The organism is Flavobacterium gelidicaeli (genome assembly GCF_013294005.1).
In the GTDB taxonomy this organism is placed as follows: Bacteria; Bacteroidota; Bacteroidia; order Flavobacteriales; family Flavobacteriaceae; genus Flavobacterium.
Window position 1 is genome coordinate 381436 of the sequence record NZ_JABSNK010000004.1, and the last position, 14313, is coordinate 395748.

The 14313-nt window shown below is 32.8% G+C and carries 17 protein-coding genes; 5 read left to right on the plus strand and 12 right to left on the minus strand.

From position 1 onward, the window contains the following. Positions 1 to 2 precede the first annotated feature (2 nt). Positions 3 to 389 (minus strand): RNA-binding S4 domain-containing protein, encoded by a 387-nt coding sequence (locus HNP99_RS08495; protein ID WP_173852937.1) that lies wholly within the window; start codon positions 387 to 389, stop codon positions 3 to 5. 78 nt (positions 390 to 467) lie between these two features. Here HNP99_RS08495 and HNP99_RS08500 point away from each other — a divergent pair, with 78 nt between their 5' ends. After that, positions 468 to 1376 (plus strand): FKBP-type peptidyl-prolyl cis-trans isomerase, encoded by a 909-nt coding sequence (locus tag HNP99_RS08500; protein ID WP_173852938.1) that lies wholly within the window; start codon positions 468 to 470, stop codon positions 1374 to 1376. A gap of 315 nt (positions 1377 to 1691) precedes the next feature. Here the strand turns inward: HNP99_RS08500 and HNP99_RS08505 are convergent, their stop codons facing one another. After that, positions 1692 to 2645 (minus strand): transketolase family protein, encoded by a 954-nt coding sequence (locus HNP99_RS08505; RefSeq protein ID WP_173852939.1) that lies wholly within the window; start codon positions 2643 to 2645, stop codon positions 1692 to 1694. 86 nt (positions 2646 to 2731) lie between these two features. Next, a complete protein-coding gene (locus HNP99_RS08510) occupies positions 2732 to 3580 on the minus strand; it encodes a transketolase (protein ID WP_173852940.1) in 849 nt (282 codons plus the stop codon). A 198-nt stretch (positions 3581 to 3778) separates the two neighbouring features. Between HNP99_RS08510 and HNP99_RS08515 the strand changes: the two genes are divergently transcribed. From HNP99_RS08515 to HNP99_RS08525, 3 genes are all read left to right on the plus strand, one after another. Further along, positions 3779 to 4360 carry a Crp/Fnr family transcriptional regulator gene (locus HNP99_RS08515; RefSeq protein ID WP_173852941.1) on the plus strand — a complete coding sequence of 194 codons (582 nt, stop codon included), beginning with the start codon at positions 3779 to 3781 and terminating at the stop codon, positions 4358 to 4360. Positions 4361 to 4463: 103 nt separating this feature from the next. Beyond that, positions 4464 to 4979 (plus strand): hypothetical protein, encoded by a 516-nt coding sequence (locus HNP99_RS08520; protein ID WP_173852942.1) that lies wholly within the window; start codon positions 4464 to 4466, stop codon positions 4977 to 4979. A gap of 20 nt (positions 4980 to 4999) precedes the next feature. Beyond that, complete coding sequence (locus HNP99_RS08525; protein ID WP_173852943.1) at positions 5000 to 6094, plus strand: alkene reductase; 1095 nt, start codon at positions 5000 to 5002, stop codon at positions 6092 to 6094. A 145-nt stretch (positions 6095 to 6239) separates the two neighbouring features. On the opposite strand, the gene HNP99_RS08530 is transcribed toward HNP99_RS08525, so the two are convergent. The 5 genes from HNP99_RS08530 to HNP99_RS08550 form a co-directional block, all read right to left on the minus strand. Continuing rightward, entirely contained in the window at positions 6240 to 6551 is a 312-nt protein-coding gene (locus HNP99_RS08530) for a rhodanese-like domain-containing protein (RefSeq protein ID WP_173852944.1), read from the minus strand. Beyond that, entirely contained in the window at positions 6552 to 6839 is a 288-nt protein-coding gene (locus HNP99_RS08535; RefSeq protein ID WP_173852945.1) for a rhodanese-like domain-containing protein, read from the minus strand. 169 nt (positions 6840 to 7008) lie between these two features. Then, positions 7009 to 7416 (minus strand): DUF1003 domain-containing protein, encoded by a 408-nt coding sequence (locus HNP99_RS08540; protein ID WP_173852946.1) that lies wholly within the window; start codon positions 7414 to 7416, stop codon positions 7009 to 7011. Further along, the gene (locus tag HNP99_RS08545; RefSeq protein ID WP_173852947.1) at positions 7379 to 8146 is read right to left on the minus strand and encodes a COG4705 family protein; all 768 of its coding nucleotides are present in this window, start codon (positions 8144 to 8146) and stop codon (positions 7379 to 7381) included. Before HNP99_RS08545 ends, HNP99_RS08540 begins: the two co-directional genes overlap by 38 nt. Before the next feature lie 480 nt (positions 8147 to 8626). Then, positions 8627 to 9175, minus strand: coding sequence for an RBBP9/YdeN family alpha/beta hydrolase (locus HNP99_RS08550; protein WP_173852948.1), 549 nt, complete (start codon positions 9173 to 9175; stop codon positions 8627 to 8629). A 137-nt stretch (positions 9176 to 9312) separates the two neighbouring features. Between HNP99_RS08550 and HNP99_RS08555 the strand changes: the two genes are divergently transcribed. Continuing rightward, on the plus strand, positions 9313 to 10149 hold the full coding sequence (locus tag HNP99_RS08555) for an alpha/beta hydrolase (RefSeq protein ID WP_173852949.1): 837 nt from the start codon (positions 9313 to 9315) through the stop codon (positions 10147 to 10149). Positions 10150 to 10167: 18 nt separating this feature from the next. Here HNP99_RS08555 and HNP99_RS08560 read toward each other — a convergent pair whose 3' ends face one another. From HNP99_RS08560 to HNP99_RS08575, 4 genes are all read right to left on the minus strand, one after another. Then, complete coding sequence (locus HNP99_RS08560) at positions 10168 to 11871, minus strand: amidohydrolase (RefSeq protein ID WP_173852950.1); 1704 nt, start codon at positions 11869 to 11871, stop codon at positions 10168 to 10170. Positions 11872 to 11995: 124 nt separating this feature from the next. Further along, entirely contained in the window at positions 11996 to 12322 is a 327-nt protein-coding gene (locus tag HNP99_RS08565) for a DMT family transporter (protein WP_173852951.1), read from the minus strand. 616 nt (positions 12323 to 12938) lie between these two features. After that, the gene (gene lgt, locus HNP99_RS08570; protein ID WP_173852952.1) at positions 12939 to 13769 is read right to left on the minus strand and encodes a prolipoprotein diacylglyceryl transferase; all 831 of its coding nucleotides are present in this window, start codon (positions 13767 to 13769) and stop codon (positions 12939 to 12941) included. Positions 13770 to 13817: 48 nt separating this feature from the next. After that, entirely contained in the window at positions 13818 to 14162 is a 345-nt protein-coding gene (locus HNP99_RS08575) for a hypothetical protein (protein WP_173852953.1), read from the minus strand. Positions 14163 to 14313: the final 151 nt, after the last annotated feature.

The following is a 14313-nucleotide window of genomic DNA, read 5'->3' on the forward strand; positions in this document are numbered from 1 at the left end:
AATTAATCCTCCTCGTCCGTTTTTATTTCATTACCGAATTCGTCAATGTCTCTTCGGTCTTTTTTAGTAGGTCTTCCAGTACCGTTTTTCCTATAATGATCTTTCGATAATTTAAGTAATTCTAAGTGTTGGTATACTTCTGCTGGAGTATCGTTTCGTCTGTAGATATCGACTAATTTAGCTCCAACACGACTTTCCGGAATGTCTAATACGGTTATAATTTGGGTTATTTGGTCTTTTCGGAAGGTGATTTTATCCGTAGGAAAAACCTCTTTTGACGGTTTTGCAACCATACCATTTACAGTAACATGATTCTTTTTACAAGCCTCAGTTACCATGTTTCGGGTTTTGTAATATCGGACACACCATAAAAATTTATCGATTCTCATAAATATTCTAAAATCAGAGTTAAATAGTTTACAAAAATAAATCAATATTGTATCTTGCGCACTTAAAAATCAGCTATAATGAACAAATTTAAGTATTATTTTATTTTATCAATTACAACACTGTCTTTATTTTCATGCTCGAAAAGTGATGACTCAGTAGAACTTACTCCACCAAGAGAGTATGCTGATCAATACCCGACTGATATTAATGATATTGAGCAATATTTAAAAACATATTATGTTAGTGTTTCAGCTGATTTAGATGCAACAATAACTAAAATTCCAGATGGAGGAACTCAAAAATCAATTTGGGACCAAACGGAATATGAACTAAAGTTCAGAACAGTTAATCGTCACGGAGTAGATTATAAAGTGTATTATTTAGTATTGAATGAAGGTGTAGGGGAGTCTCCAACAAATACAGATGCTGTTTTAGCAGCTTATAAAGGAGAGTACCTACAGCAAGTTACTGCATCGGAAGTTACGACGTTGACGGTAACTCCTTTTGAGGAACTTAAGTTTCCGCAATCTTTCTTCAATTTGAATAGTGTAATTACTGGTTGGGCTGAGATTTTTCCTCAATTTAAAACAGGAACATATACTGAGGGTACTAATGGCACAATAAGTTATAAAGATTTTGGGGCGGGTGTAATGTTTATTCCTTCAGGATTAGCTTATTACTCACAAGGGCAGGGGGCGATTCCTTCATATACACCACTTGTTTTTAGCTTTAAATTATATGAAATTCAACGATTAGATTCTGATGCGGATGGAATTCCTAATTATTTAGAAGATTTGAATAATGATGGATATATGTATGATTTTAGAAGTACAATTAATTACCCTGTAACGCCAGCGGTTAATGCTGATGATACTGATGGAGATGGTATTCCTAATTATTTAGATATAGATGATGATGGAGACGGAGTGACTACTATACTTGAAATAGCAGCAGGAACGGATTATTTAGATAAGAATAGTAAATAGTACAGGTCGTTTATAACATAAAAAAAAACTCTTTTCAGTTTATCTGAAAAGAGTTTTTTTTATGCTTACTAATAATTTGTTAACGCTTTTTTAGTTGATACCAATGCTACAAATAAAACAGTCCGATTATGAGTTCGGGAGTCTAGAACCATTATTACATTTTGACTCCGCTCGATGGGGTAAAATTAGCTTAGAATATACTGTACTTGTATTTGGTATTATTAAAAGGGTTTAAAAATTTAGGGTGATTTTATAAATAAGGAAAGCCGTTAACTTTATAGTTAACGGCTTTATTTATGATGTAAACAAATAGAATTATTTTCGAGCAATAACTCTTTCAACAGCTGCAACAATTGCTTCGTTGTTTAATTTGTATTTGTCCATTAATTGAGCAGGAGTACCTGATTCTCCAAAACTATCATTAACAGCAACAAACTCTTGTGGAGCTGGCTGGTTTAAGGCTAATACTCTTGATACGCTTTCGCCAAGACCTCCTAGTATGTTGTGCTCTTCGGCAGTAACGATACATTTAGTTTTAGCTAACGATTTTAAAATTGCTTCTTCGTCAAGTGGTTTGATCGTGTGGATATTGATAACCTCAGCAGAGATTCCTTTTGCTTCTAGCGCTTCGGCAGCAATTAATGCTTCCCAAACTAAGTGTCCTGTAGCAACAATAGTTACATCAGTTCCTTCACTAAGTAAAATTGCTTTTCCAATTACGAAAGGTTCGTCAGCAGGCATAAAGTTAGGTACCACTGGACGTCCAAAACGCAAGTAAGCTGGGCCTTGGTGATCAGCAAGTGCTAATGTAGCTGCTTTAGTTTGATTGTAGTCGCAAGTATTGATTACAGTCATTCCAGGAAGCATTTTCATTAATCCTATATCTTCAAGAATTTGGTGTGTAGCTCCATCTTCTCCTAATGTTAAACCTGCGTGTGAAGCACAAATTTTCACATTTTTATCAGAGTAAGCAACTGATTGACGTATTTGGTCGTATACTCTTCCTGTAGAAAAGTTAGCAAATGTTCCTGTAAAAGGAATTTTACCACCAATAGTTAAACCTGCTGCAATTCCGATCATGTTTGCTTCAGCAATTCCAATTTGGAAAAAACGTTCTGGATGATTTTTTTTGAAATCATCAAATTTTAATGATCCAATTAAATCCGCACAAAGGGCAACAACATTTTCGTTTTTTTGACCTAATTCAGTCATTCCCGCTCCAAAACCTGAACGCGTATCTTTACTTCCTGTATTTGTATATTTTTTCATTTTTTTAAATTCAAAGATTTAAAAATTTAATAATTGAAAGATTTTGAGTGGTAATTCAAAATTTACAATTCAAAATTTAAAATTATTTAGTAATCACCTAAAGTTTCTGGGTTTTGAGTCAATGCATTTTCTAGTTGTGCATCATTTGGTGCTTTACCATGCCAAGCATGAGTGTGCATCATATAATCAACTCCGTGCCCCATTTCTGTATGTAATAATACACAAACTGGTTTTCCTTTTCCTGTTCTAGATTTTGCTTCGTTCATACCTGCAATAATCGCTTCAATGTTGTTACCTTCTGTTATTTCAAGAACGTCCCAGTCAAAAGCTTCAAATTTAGCTTTGATGCTTCCCATTGGTAGAACCTCATCAGTAGAACCATCAATTTGCTTTCCGTTAAGGTCAATAGTAGCAATAAGATTGTCTACTTTTTTAGCAGACGCATACATAATTGCTTCCCAGTTTTGTCCTTCTTGTAATTCACCATCACCGTGAAGTGTGTAAATTAAATGGTTGTCATTGTTTAATTTTTTTGCTTGAGCAGCACCAATACCTACTGACATACCTTGACCAAGTGAACCTGATGCAATTCTTACTCCTGGTAAATGGTCATGAGTTGTAGGGTGTCCTTGCAATCTCGAGTTGATTAAACGAAATGTAGCTAATTCAGCAACTGGAAAATAACCAGAACGTGCTAATACGCTATAGAATACTGGAGAGATATGTCCGTTTGAAAGGAAGAATAAATCTTCTCCTATTCCGTCCATATCAAACACTTCTTTGCGTTCCATAAGGTTTTGGTATAAAGCTACTAGAAATTCAGTACAGCCAAGTGAACCTCCAGGATGTCCTGAGTTTACGGCATGTACCATTCGAAGAATGTCTCTTCTTACTTGGATAGTTAAATCGTTTAATTGTTGTGTGTTAGGCTTCATTTTGTGTGTAAAAGTTAAACTATTGCAAATGTAATTTTTATTTTGGCGTAAGACAAATGATTTTGGATTTTGTTGTGATGCTAATTTAAGGTTTGCTTTGAGCTATCTAGACGAGTAAATACCACAATTTCTATAATTTAACAGTTGTTTTTTAACGCTACTCTTTTTAAATCTTGGACGAATTATTATCTTGCAAGAATGTATCAACAATTAGAAAAAAGCATCGGAGAAAAAGTGTCTTTAACAGCGGCAGAATTTGAGTTGTGCAAGACTTTTTTTATTCCAAAAAAACTCCGTAAAAAACAAACTTTATTACTCGAAGGTGACGTTTGCTCTTACAATGCTTTTATCGAAAAAGGCGTACTGCGTTCCTATACCACGGACGAAAAAGGAAACGAGCAAGTCATTCAATTTGCATTTGAAGGATGGTGGATTAGCGATTTATCTAGTTTCTTACTAGGAAGTAATTCAACTTATACGATTGAAGCCATTGAAGATTCTGAACTTTTATTGTTAACCTATAGCGCTCGAGAAGAGTTGATGATTCAGTTGCCTGTTTTTGAACGTTATCAAAGAATTTTGTTACAAAACGCATTTATAGCATTACAAACTAGAATTAATGCTGCTTTAAATGCTTCGGCTGAGGAAAAATACATAAAGCTAACCGTTTCCTATCCTGATGTCATTGCTCGTGTACCACAGCACATGATCGCTTCTTACCTTGGGTTAACCCCAGAAACACTGAGCCGAGTGCGAAAACAAATTAATCTTCGCAAATAAAGATTCCTCAAAATACTTGATTTAGATCAATGCCATTTCTTATTATACCTCAAGTATAGTAAGCGTGCTCTTGTTGTAGTTTTGCCTTATCAAAATCAAAAAAATGCAAAACATAAAAACAATTGCCGTAATAGGCGCGTCAGATAAAAGAAATTTTGCGGTTCTAAACGAACTTGCTGCCCGCTACCAAATGTTATTATTTGATAATAATGAGAAAGCACTTTTAGAGATTCATCAAGCACTCTTAGCTCAAAATCGCTACGCTAAAATAGAGAAAATGGCATGCGCAACTAATGCAAGTTGGGAAGCTGATATCATTATTCTTTCGGGTTTTTGTATTAATGATTCTAATGTAGTGCAAAAAATAAAAAAAGTTGCTACAGCTAAAACAATCATTATTATGGAAAATGACGATGAGTTTACTAAGTCAATCAACCATCAGGTGAGTTTTGATCTTATTTTCCCTCATTCTAGAATTGTTGAAGCAATCAATATTAATAGTGATGATGATAATGAAAACGAATTTTTATTAGAAGGACATGATTCTTATGCATTAGACACTGTTTCGCATATTTTTGAAAATATAGGTTTTACGACCTACGTTTCGCAAATAAATTAAAAAACATAAAACATACCACGATGAGTAAAATTACATTATTACAACCGTATACTTTCGAGGCTACAAAATATAACAACCGTATGGCTATGGCCCCAATGACAAGAAGCCGTGCAGGAAACGAAGGTAACTTGGCTACAGCAGAAATGGCGATCTACTATGCTGATCGTGCTGCTGCAGGTTTATTGATTACCGAAGGAACTGTAGTGAGTAAAAAAGCGGTTGGTTTTATTAATGTTCCCGGAATTTATAGTAAAGAACAAACAGAAAGCTGGAAACAGGTTACGCATGCAGTTCATGATAAAGGCGGAAAGATTTTTGTACAATTATGGCATACAGGAAGGTTATCGCACCCTGAACTACATAACGGAGAATTGCCTCACGCACCATCAGCAATTAATCCTGAAGCTAAAGCCTATGTTGCACGTGGTTTTATTGATACCGTTACTCCAAAAGAAATGACTGTGGGTGAAATTAAAGCAACAATTATCGATTTTAAAAACAGTGCTAAAAATGCCGTAGAAGCTGGTTTTGACGGAATAGAATTGCATGCTGCCAATGGGTATTTATTTCATCAATTTTTTAACGGATGTTCTAATGCGCGTACTGATGAATATGGTGGAAGTATTGAAAACAAAGCCCGTATTTTATTCGAAACTTTAGATGCTTTAAAAGACGTTATCAATTATTCTAGAGTAGGTGTGCGTTTAAATCCGTCAATGCATGGAGTTCAAGGAATGACAGTAGATAAAGACACTATTGACACACATGAATATATTGTGAATAGGTTAAATGACTATGGCTTAGCTTATGTGCACTTAACGGAACCTTTTACTGATGTAAGTGAAGTTCCTTATGCAGTAACTGAAATAGCAAAACATTTTAGACCTATTTATAAAGGGTTGTTAATGATCAACAAAGGTTTTACTAAAGAAACGGGGAATAAAATTATTGAAGACGGTTATGCTGATATGGTTGCTTACGGAGTGCCTTTTATTGCAAATCCTGATTTAGTAGCTCGTTTTGAAAAAAATGCGCCTTTAAATACGCCTGATCCAAGTACTTTTTACACTTTTACAGAAAAAGGATATAATGACTACCCAAAAATGGAGGCCTAATAATTAAAATTTAATTTGTGAATGAGATTTATTTTTAAAACGATTACTAGTAATGCAATGCAGTACTCGTTTGAATGTTTAAATCTCATTAAGTATAAAAAAAGCCCCAAATTAAATGGGGCTTTTTATTTTTTAGACTAAAAAATTATAGTTTGTTTTGTAAGCTACTCCAGCCTCCGCCATTGTAGACAGTAGTATAGCCGTTTGTTTTTAAAATACTTTTAGCCGATGCGCTTCGCATTCCTGATGCGCAACAGGTAATAATTGTAGCGTCTTTTTTTAATTTTGATAAATGTTTACTTAGTTCGTTAAGTGGTAAGTTAATGGCTCCTTTTACATGACCTTGTTTATATTCTGCAGGGGAACGAACATCTACTATCACTGCGCCTTGTTTTACTAATTCACTAAAATTTACCGCAGGACCAATTCCGAATATTTTTTTTAAGAATGCTATCATTTATTCTGTTGCTTGAGATTTGTAATAATTAACGTCTAACCAGGAGCCTCCGTTGTAACATTCTATTCCGTTTTGAGAAAGAAATTGCTGTGCTTGTCCGCTTCTGTTTCCTGAAGCGCAACATAAAACTAAAGGCATTTTAAGTTCTTTAATTTCTTCAAGTCGCTCTGGTAGTTCGTTCAATGCAATGTTTATTGCATCAGGAACACTACCGCCCATAAATTCAGCATGCGAGCGAACATCTACAATAGTTCCTAAATTTTGTTTTATGATTTCTTCTAGTTTCATAGTTCTAATTTTAATGTTGTTTTGCTTAAAGCGAAATGGACGTATTTTATACCAATACGATTATTGGTTTCATTAGGTACAAAAGTAAAGTATCAAAAAGCGTTTCACAGTAACATTTGTTACACAACTATAAAAATGTTGCTTTTTAGATTATAAAAATTCTGAATGTTTATTTTATCTCTTCTAGCAGTTTAATAATTTTGTCTAATTTTTCGATTTCAATACTATTCAATTTTGCTGATAGTGCTTCAATTTCTAATTTTGCATCAATATTTGTTTGGTAATCTGCTTGCGCTTGTACGCGGTCTCTTTCGTTTTGTCTGTTTTGAGACATCATAATTATAGGCGCTGCATAAGCTGCTTGTGTTGAAAAAAGTAAATTCAATAAAATAAAAGGATACACATCCCAGTGCTGTACAAAGGCAACTAAATTAAGTCCCATCCAGAAAACAACTAAGATGGTTTGTATGATTATAAATTTCCAAGATCCCATTCCTTTCGCTACGGAATCAGCTATTCGGCTTCCGTAGTCTAAATTATCATGGTGTTTTTGATGCCAGTTTTTCCCTTTTAACATGATGTTGTTTTTTATATGATAATACTACAAATGTAATCATTAACAACAATGATAATATACTGGCATTTAAAGTTCCTAAATCCAAGCCTCCTTTTGCAATTGGTTTGGTTAAAAAATCACCAAAAGTTGCACCAAAAGGTCTTGTGAAAATGAAAGCAATCCAAAAAAGAACTACTTGATTGATCTTAGTTGTATAATGCAATAAGGTAACAATAACGATCATTGTGGCAGTTACAAAAGCACCGTTTAGATAACTCAATCCCAAATTGTCACTTAGATAATCGCCAAAAGCAGTTCCTAAACTATTCGAGAAAAGAATGGCAATCCAATAGTAGCCTTCTTTATTTTTATCTAAAATGGGGTAAACAATGAGGTTTTTATATTTTGTATACCAAAGCAACAACGTAATCAGCAAACCACTTAATAATAATAAGGTACCTAATGTATACCCTAGTTTAAGCGTGCGATCAATATAGTCAGAAATTTCTGTACCTAAAGTAGTTGTGGCAATAATTACTAACCAGAAATAGGTAGGGATGTACTTTTTTGTGTTCAATTGTATCGTCAATACGACTAGAAAAAAGGCAATTGTTATAAGTAATGCTACGGTGTATCCTAAATTTAAGGTTTGCGCAATATAATCACCTAAAGTTTCGCCTAGTGTAGTTGCTACGATTTTCATTAACCAAAATAACAAGGTTACTTTAGCTACTTTGTTTATTTTTTCCATTGCTAATAGGAGTTTTGAATTTATTGTCTAAGAAAGAATGTGTTCAAAATATACCTATCAAATGTAGTGGAAACAGTAATACAGTAAATTAAAGTTTGATTAAGATGTTGTTTTTATCATTCATCTATATATTATTACCATTCGTCGGTATTAAAAAGGGAGCTGAGCGATTTCATTATAATTGAACTCAAGTCTTACTGTATCTTTGTGGTATAGTTAGCAATAAGGGATATAAAAATAAGGTATTTATTGTAATTGGTTATTATGTTAAGTTTTAAAAAAGGTCAGTAAAATAAGTGTATCTGTAAATGCAATATCTTGAGATAAGGCTAAATCGTTTAGCAACACTTTGAAAAAATACAGAACTGACAAATTGTTTTCATTATTTTGATTTTGTTTGTTAATTAGTACTAAGATTAATTTTCCCTTAATTAATCATAAACAACAGTCTTAACTTTATTGTTAAGGCTGTTTTTTTAGTTATTGGCTTATTTTATTAATCAAGGTTTGTAAAATAGCCTGTCCTTCAGCCCAGTTTTTCAATTTTGATGCGGTGTTTAAATGCCCTTTTGTACCTACATTTACAAAATCACTTCCCCATTTTTGAGCTAAATCCATTGCTTTTTCAACAGCAATATAGGGATCGTTATCCGTTGTAACCACTACAGATGCATACGGTAAAATAGCCACAGGAATAGGAGCAAAGTTCCATGTTTCTTCAGGTGTATGCGCTTCTGAATCTACATCGGCTGGAGCTACGAGCATCGCACCAATCACTTTTTTATTATAGTTCTTCGCCGTCCAGTGATTTACTAAAATAGTTCCTAGGCTATGCGCAACAATAATAATATTACCATCTATAGCTGCAATTTTAGATTCTAAAGCATTGAGCCAATGTTGAAGCTGGGGTTTGTTCCATTCGTTTTGAATTAATTTCTCTGAATTTTCAATTTGGTTTAACCAATAGCTTTGCCAATGTTCTGCTCCAGAATCTCCTAATCCAGGCACAATTAAGATTGTATATTTCATAAAAGGATTTTTAAAGTAAGTAATAGTATTACAAAACTAAGCAATAAGATGCGCAGTTGAAACAGTTGTTAATACTTATATAATTTTAAAGCGCATATTTATTGGTCTGTTTGATAATTGATATATTTGATAAAAAAATGCGTTACACAATAGCTTCACTAATTATAATGAGCACTCTTTTCCTAGGAGGTTGCAGCTCAAAAAAAATAAAAGACACCACTTATTTAACGACTTCAATCGCTAAAGAAACTAGTTTGCCTAAATTAAATATTTTTGTTCCAAAGAATATTAAAGAGGACGCAGCTGTTCTAATTTTTGTTCATGGCGGAAACTGGAATAGCGGCAATAAAGACACCTATAATCTTCTAGGAAGAAATTTTGCTAAAAAAGGTGTGATTACCGTAATTCCTGATTATACTTTGAGTCCAGCAGTAAGTTATGACGAAATGACCAAGGAAGTTGCTGCAGCAATCAAATGGACGCAAAAAAATATTAGCCAGTATAAAGGAAATCCAAAACAACTCTTTATTACAGGACATTCTGCTGGAGGACATCTTGCCGCACTTGCAGTAATGAATCCTAAATACGGAATCGATCCTAAATCGATCTCTGGAATTATTTTGAACGATGCAGCAGGACTAGATATGAAAAATTATCTAGAGGAAAACCCACCAACAGTAAAAGAAGATTATTTGGCTACTTGGACTAATAGTCCTGAAAACTGGAAAGACGCTTCGCCTATTTATTTTTTAGATAAAAACACACCGCCTTTTTTAATCTACTTAGGTGATAAAACTTATTCTTCAATAATTACAGCTAACAATCGTTTTTTAGAAGCTTTAAAGCCATTGCAACCTGAGGTTAATTTAATTCATTTAAATAAAAAACACGTTCCTATGGTTACGCAGTATTTCTGGCCTTGTAGTAATAGATTTGATGAGGTAATTAACTTTATTGATAAAAATAAAAAGTAGATTTATAAGGAATCGTTGCTATCGTTTCACTTTAATAGTAACGGTTCTTGGTTTTTTCTTGCTACTATCATATACTTTTTTACCACCTACATAAGTCATTAAAACGCTTAGGTCTTTTATTTTTACAGGATCTATTTTAGTTAAGTCACCATTGATGATTACAAAGTCGGCTAATTTTCCAGGTTCTAAAGTCCCTTTTACTTTTTCGTCAAATGATGCGTATGCTGCATCTTTGGTATAGGCATTTAGTGCTTGTTCTACTGTGATTTTTTGTTCTGGAATCCATCCATTTGGATTTTTGCCATCTAATGTTCTTCGGGTAACAGCAGCATAAATACCTAATAAAGGAGATGTAGGTGCAACAGGCCAGTCGCTACCAAAAACCACTTTAGTTTTTGCATCTAGCAAAGATTTAAAAGCATAAGTCGTTTTAATTCTTTCAGGTCCTATTAACTTTTCTGCCCATCTACCATCGTCAATTGCGTGGTAAGGTTGTACGCTAGCAATTATTCCTAATTCAGCAAACTTGCGCATGTCTTCAGGAGCAATATGTTGGGCGTGCTCTACTCTAAGTCTACGGTCTTTTTTACCGTTTTTAGTAATTAAATTTTCATAAATAGTTAGAATAGTATGTATGGCATGATCGCCAATAGCATGTACAGTTATGTTTAGATTTGCTTTATCAGCACTGAAAATCCATTCCGACAATTTTTTTTGATCTGTAATTAAGAAGCCTTTGTCATTAGCTTTATCAGTATAATCAGCATTAAAAGCAGCAGTATGAGATCCTAAAGTACCATCAACAAAACCTTTAAGAAGTCCTCTTTTTAACCATTTGTCATTTTGCAAATCAGTGTCGGCAATTTCAATCCATTTATTTAACGGTCTGGCACCATAGATGCGTAAAGTTAAATCATGTTTTTTTTGTTGTTTTTTTGCTGTTTTATAACTCGATAAACTATCTAAATCGTGTACTGATGTTACACCGTTTGCTGCAAAATACACCATGGCAGCTTTCAAAGCATTTGTTTTTTGTAGCTGTGTTAATTCAGGTATTTTATCCTGCATCAATAGCATGGCATTTCCTTTTAATATTCCAGTAGGATTCCCATTTTTGTCTCTTACAATTTCTCCTTCGGGTACGTCACGAGTGTTTTTATCAATTCCGGCGTATTTCAATGCAGCCGAATTTGCCAATAGCATGTGCCCATCAAGGCGGTAAACAACAACGGGGTTATCAAGAGTGTATTTATCAATCCATTCTTTTACAGGAAGTGCACCTCCCCATAAAGTGTGATCCCAGTTTCCTTCTAGAATCCATTCTCCAGGAGCTAGTTTTTCAGTGAAATCAGCAATACGTTTTGTAAATTCGGCAGGAGTTTTAGCATCTCTCAACATTACACTTAATAAACTATTTCCTCCTTGTAATAAATGTACGTGCGAATCAATAAATCCAGGAGTTATAAAATTTCCTCGGGCATCAACCATTTTAGTTTTTTTACCTCTAAGTTCATTCATTTCCTGATTTGTACCTAAAGCTAAAACAGCATCACCAGAAATAGCCATGGCTTGCACTTCCTTTTGATTAGGATTTCCAGTCCATATAACGGCATTAGTAATAATTAAGTCGGCTTTTTTAGTTTTTTCTTTACAGGAAGATAATAGTAATAATAAGGATAAAAATGGAAATAGTAGAAAAGTTTTATTAATTTTAAAATGCATATATCTTGTTTTTTATTAGCTTGGTTTGGTCGTGTTAATTTGTTGTCTCTATGGGAGTTTTATTCTAACTTTAGCTATAAATAAAATACAGCTATTTGCTTTTGCAAAAGCACATTAGGATAACTTAATGAGCCACAAATTTAAGTCCAATAATCGAGCTAATTAAGGTAGTTAGGAAAAATAATCGCCAAAAAGTGATTGGATCCTTAAAAAAGAAGATTCCTACGAGTACCGTTCCTACAGCACCAACTCCCGTCCATACTACATACGCCGTACCAAGAGGCAAGGCTTGAGTTGCTTTTATTAACAAGGTCATACTCATTATTAGAGCGACTAAAAAACCAAAATACCACAAGTTAGATTCGGTTCCAGAAGTTTCTTTAGCTTTTCCAAGACAAAATGCAAAGCCAACTTCAAACAAGCCCGCAATAATTAAAATAATCCAGTTCATAATTTCATCCTTTTTTACAAAGGTAGCGCACTTTTTTTAGTATTGAATTTTATTACTAACACAATTTTTTCTGTTTTAATTCTTCTGTAGCAGTTTCTATAGTATGTTTCACAAATTGGTTTGCTTCAAAATTAAGACTTAATAGAAACCTCAAATAGGAAATAGTATTTTATAAATGCTAAAATGCAAATTTCCATTTTGGTATACCTATATAGAAAAGGAGGAAAGCATTTCTAAAAAGTTAGACAGACCTTTGCACTATGAAATGAGCAACAACGAATTTTAGTTATAAAACCAATGAAGATAAGCGAATGGCTTATTCCTAAAAAAAATAGATCAAATCTTAGCCTGTTTTTACTTTTTTACCAAGAACCGTTTATCCTAATGTTTGGGCTTGTATAGTTTCTTTATTTTCTGGAATTATAAATCAGTAGAGTAGTAAAGGTGTTTCTTGTCAACTTTTATTCTTTTTAAACTTGATATTAAATACAAAGAGCTAATGAGTACTGCTTTAATATGAAAATCCGATCAGCATAAGCAAATCGGATTTATTTTAAAGAGAATATTATTTTAGATAAAAAATTAGGTTAACTGCGGCCTTATATTTTTTTGTTTATTATTCAGTTTGTTTTGTTTTTTTTAAGCTATAGATGATAAAATAGATTCCCATTATTATAAAGGGAATACTTAAAATTTGACCCATATTTAATTTCATTCCTTCTTCAAAATCTACTTGATTTATTTTAACAAACTCAATTAGCATTCTCATTATAAAAATTAAAGTGATGGATAAACCAAAGTAAAAACCATTACCTAGCTTTATTTTTTTAGATTTATAAATACTAAAAACGATAATGAAGATTACTAAATAAGAGATTGCTTCATAAAGTTGTGCTGGATGCCTTGGTATGTTGTCAATTCGTTTAAAAATAAAAGCCCAAGGTAGGGAAGTTGGGTTTCCAATCATCTCGGAGTTCATTAGGTTTGCTAGTCTTATGAATGTAGCTCCAAGTGGAGCAACAATAGCAATTAAGTCAAGTATTGTGATGTATTTTATGGTATACTTTTTAGAATATAAATAAAGAGCAATTAATAAACCAATTGTTCCTCCGTGACTTGCTAAACCGGCATAACCACTAAACTTATAGTCACCATTTATATTTTGTTGAATGGGTAAAATAATTTCTAATAGGTGTTTAGAATAATAGTCAAAATCATAAAAAAAACAGTGCCCTAATCTAGCGCCTACAAATATACCTACAATACCGTAAACAAATAAAGCCTCATGAGCTTCATTTGTTAGTTTTTCATGTTTATAAATTCCTTTTAAAATATACATAGATAATAATAAACCACTAATAAATAGTAGGCCATAATACTTTAAAGGAAAGCCAAAAATAGTGATAATTTCAGGATCGAAATCCCAGTTAATGTAAGTTGCAATCATAATTTAATTTTATAGTTTTATAATTTATAATTGAACACTAAATACGCTTTAATATTTAACTAATGGTATTAGTACGTCAATTTTAGAGGCCTGTTTTTTAATTTTTTTTAGTTGATGAGTGGTGTAAAATAATATGCCTAATACAACTGTAAAACCTAGAATTAGTAATGAAAATAATTCAAATATTGATTCTCCAATATATTTATTTTCACCAAAGCACGGATTTTCATATCCCCAATTATTTCTATCGCTGATTCCTTCATCATCATAATTTACACAAGCCAAATATTCAGGAAATACTATCCCTAAATAAAATAGAATAAAAGGAATGTAAACTACAAGAAGTGTAATGATAACTCTTTTTATAATTTTCAATTTTAATTTTTGTTGCATAACTTGTGATTATAAAACTACGTACAGTTATTCTCAATATTAATTTGTTAATCGAAAATTTAGTAGTTTTATTAGCAATGCTAAAGTATAAAAAATAGCTTACGAAAAATAAAAAAAAACATCGTAAAAATAGTTCGGTATTGTGAGATAA

What these genes read in the sequence shown, in the direction of transcription:
- HNP99_RS08500 (WP_173852938.1), top strand. Translation starts at nt 468, where the DNA reads ATGAACAAATTTAAGTATTATTTTATTTTATCAATTACAACACTGTCT.
- HNP99_RS08555 (WP_173852949.1), top strand. Translation starts at nt 9,313, where the DNA reads ATGCGTTACACAATAGCTTCACTAATTATAATGAGCACTCTTTTCCTA.
- HNP99_RS08560 (WP_173852950.1), bottom strand. Translation starts at nt 11,871, where the DNA reads ATGCATTTTAAAATTAATAAAACTTTTCTACTATTTCCATTTTTATCC.
- HNP99_RS08575 (WP_173852953.1), bottom strand. Translation starts at nt 14,162, where the DNA reads ATGCAACAAAAATTAAAATTGAAAATTATAAAAAGAGTTATCATTACA.
- HNP99_RS08505 (WP_173852939.1), bottom strand. Translation starts at nt 2,645, where the DNA reads ATGAAAAAATATACAAATACAGGAAGTAAAGATACGCGTTCAGGTTTT.
- HNP99_RS08535 (WP_173852945.1), bottom strand. Translation starts at nt 6,839, where the DNA reads ATGAAACTAGAAGAAATCATAAAACAAAATTTAGGAACTATTGTAGAT.
- HNP99_RS08550 (WP_173852948.1), bottom strand. Translation starts at nt 9,175, where the DNA reads ATGAAATATACAATCTTAATTGTGCCTGGATTAGGAGATTCTGGAGCA.
- HNP99_RS08530 (WP_173852944.1), bottom strand. Translation starts at nt 6,551, where the DNA reads ATGATAGCATTCTTAAAAAAAATATTCGGAATTGGTCCTGCGGTAAAT.
- HNP99_RS08525 (WP_173852943.1), top strand. Translation starts at nt 5,000, where the DNA reads ATGAGTAAAATTACATTATTACAACCGTATACTTTCGAGGCTACAAAA.
- HNP99_RS08495 (WP_173852937.1), bottom strand. Translation starts at nt 389, where the DNA reads ATGAGAATCGATAAATTTTTATGGTGTGTCCGATATTACAAAACCCGA.
- HNP99_RS08540 (WP_173852946.1), bottom strand. Translation starts at nt 7,416, where the DNA reads ATGTTAAAAGGGAAAAACTGGCATCAAAAACACCATGATAATTTAGAC.
- lgt (WP_173852952.1), bottom strand. Translation starts at nt 13,769, where the DNA reads ATGATTGCAACTTACATTAACTGGGATTTCGATCCTGAAATTATCACT.
- HNP99_RS08545 (WP_173852947.1), bottom strand. Translation starts at nt 8,146, where the DNA reads ATGGAAAAAATAAACAAAGTAGCTAAAGTAACCTTGTTATTTTGGTTA.
- HNP99_RS08565 (WP_173852951.1), bottom strand. Translation starts at nt 12,322, where the DNA reads ATGAACTGGATTATTTTAATTATTGCGGGCTTGTTTGAAGTTGGCTTT.
- HNP99_RS08520 (WP_173852942.1), top strand. Translation starts at nt 4,464, where the DNA reads ATGCAAAACATAAAAACAATTGCCGTAATAGGCGCGTCAGATAAAAGA.
- HNP99_RS08515 (WP_173852941.1), top strand. Translation starts at nt 3,779, where the DNA reads ATGTATCAACAATTAGAAAAAAGCATCGGAGAAAAAGTGTCTTTAACA.
- HNP99_RS08510 (WP_173852940.1), bottom strand. Translation starts at nt 3,580, where the DNA reads ATGAAGCCTAACACACAACAATTAAACGATTTAACTATCCAAGTAAGA.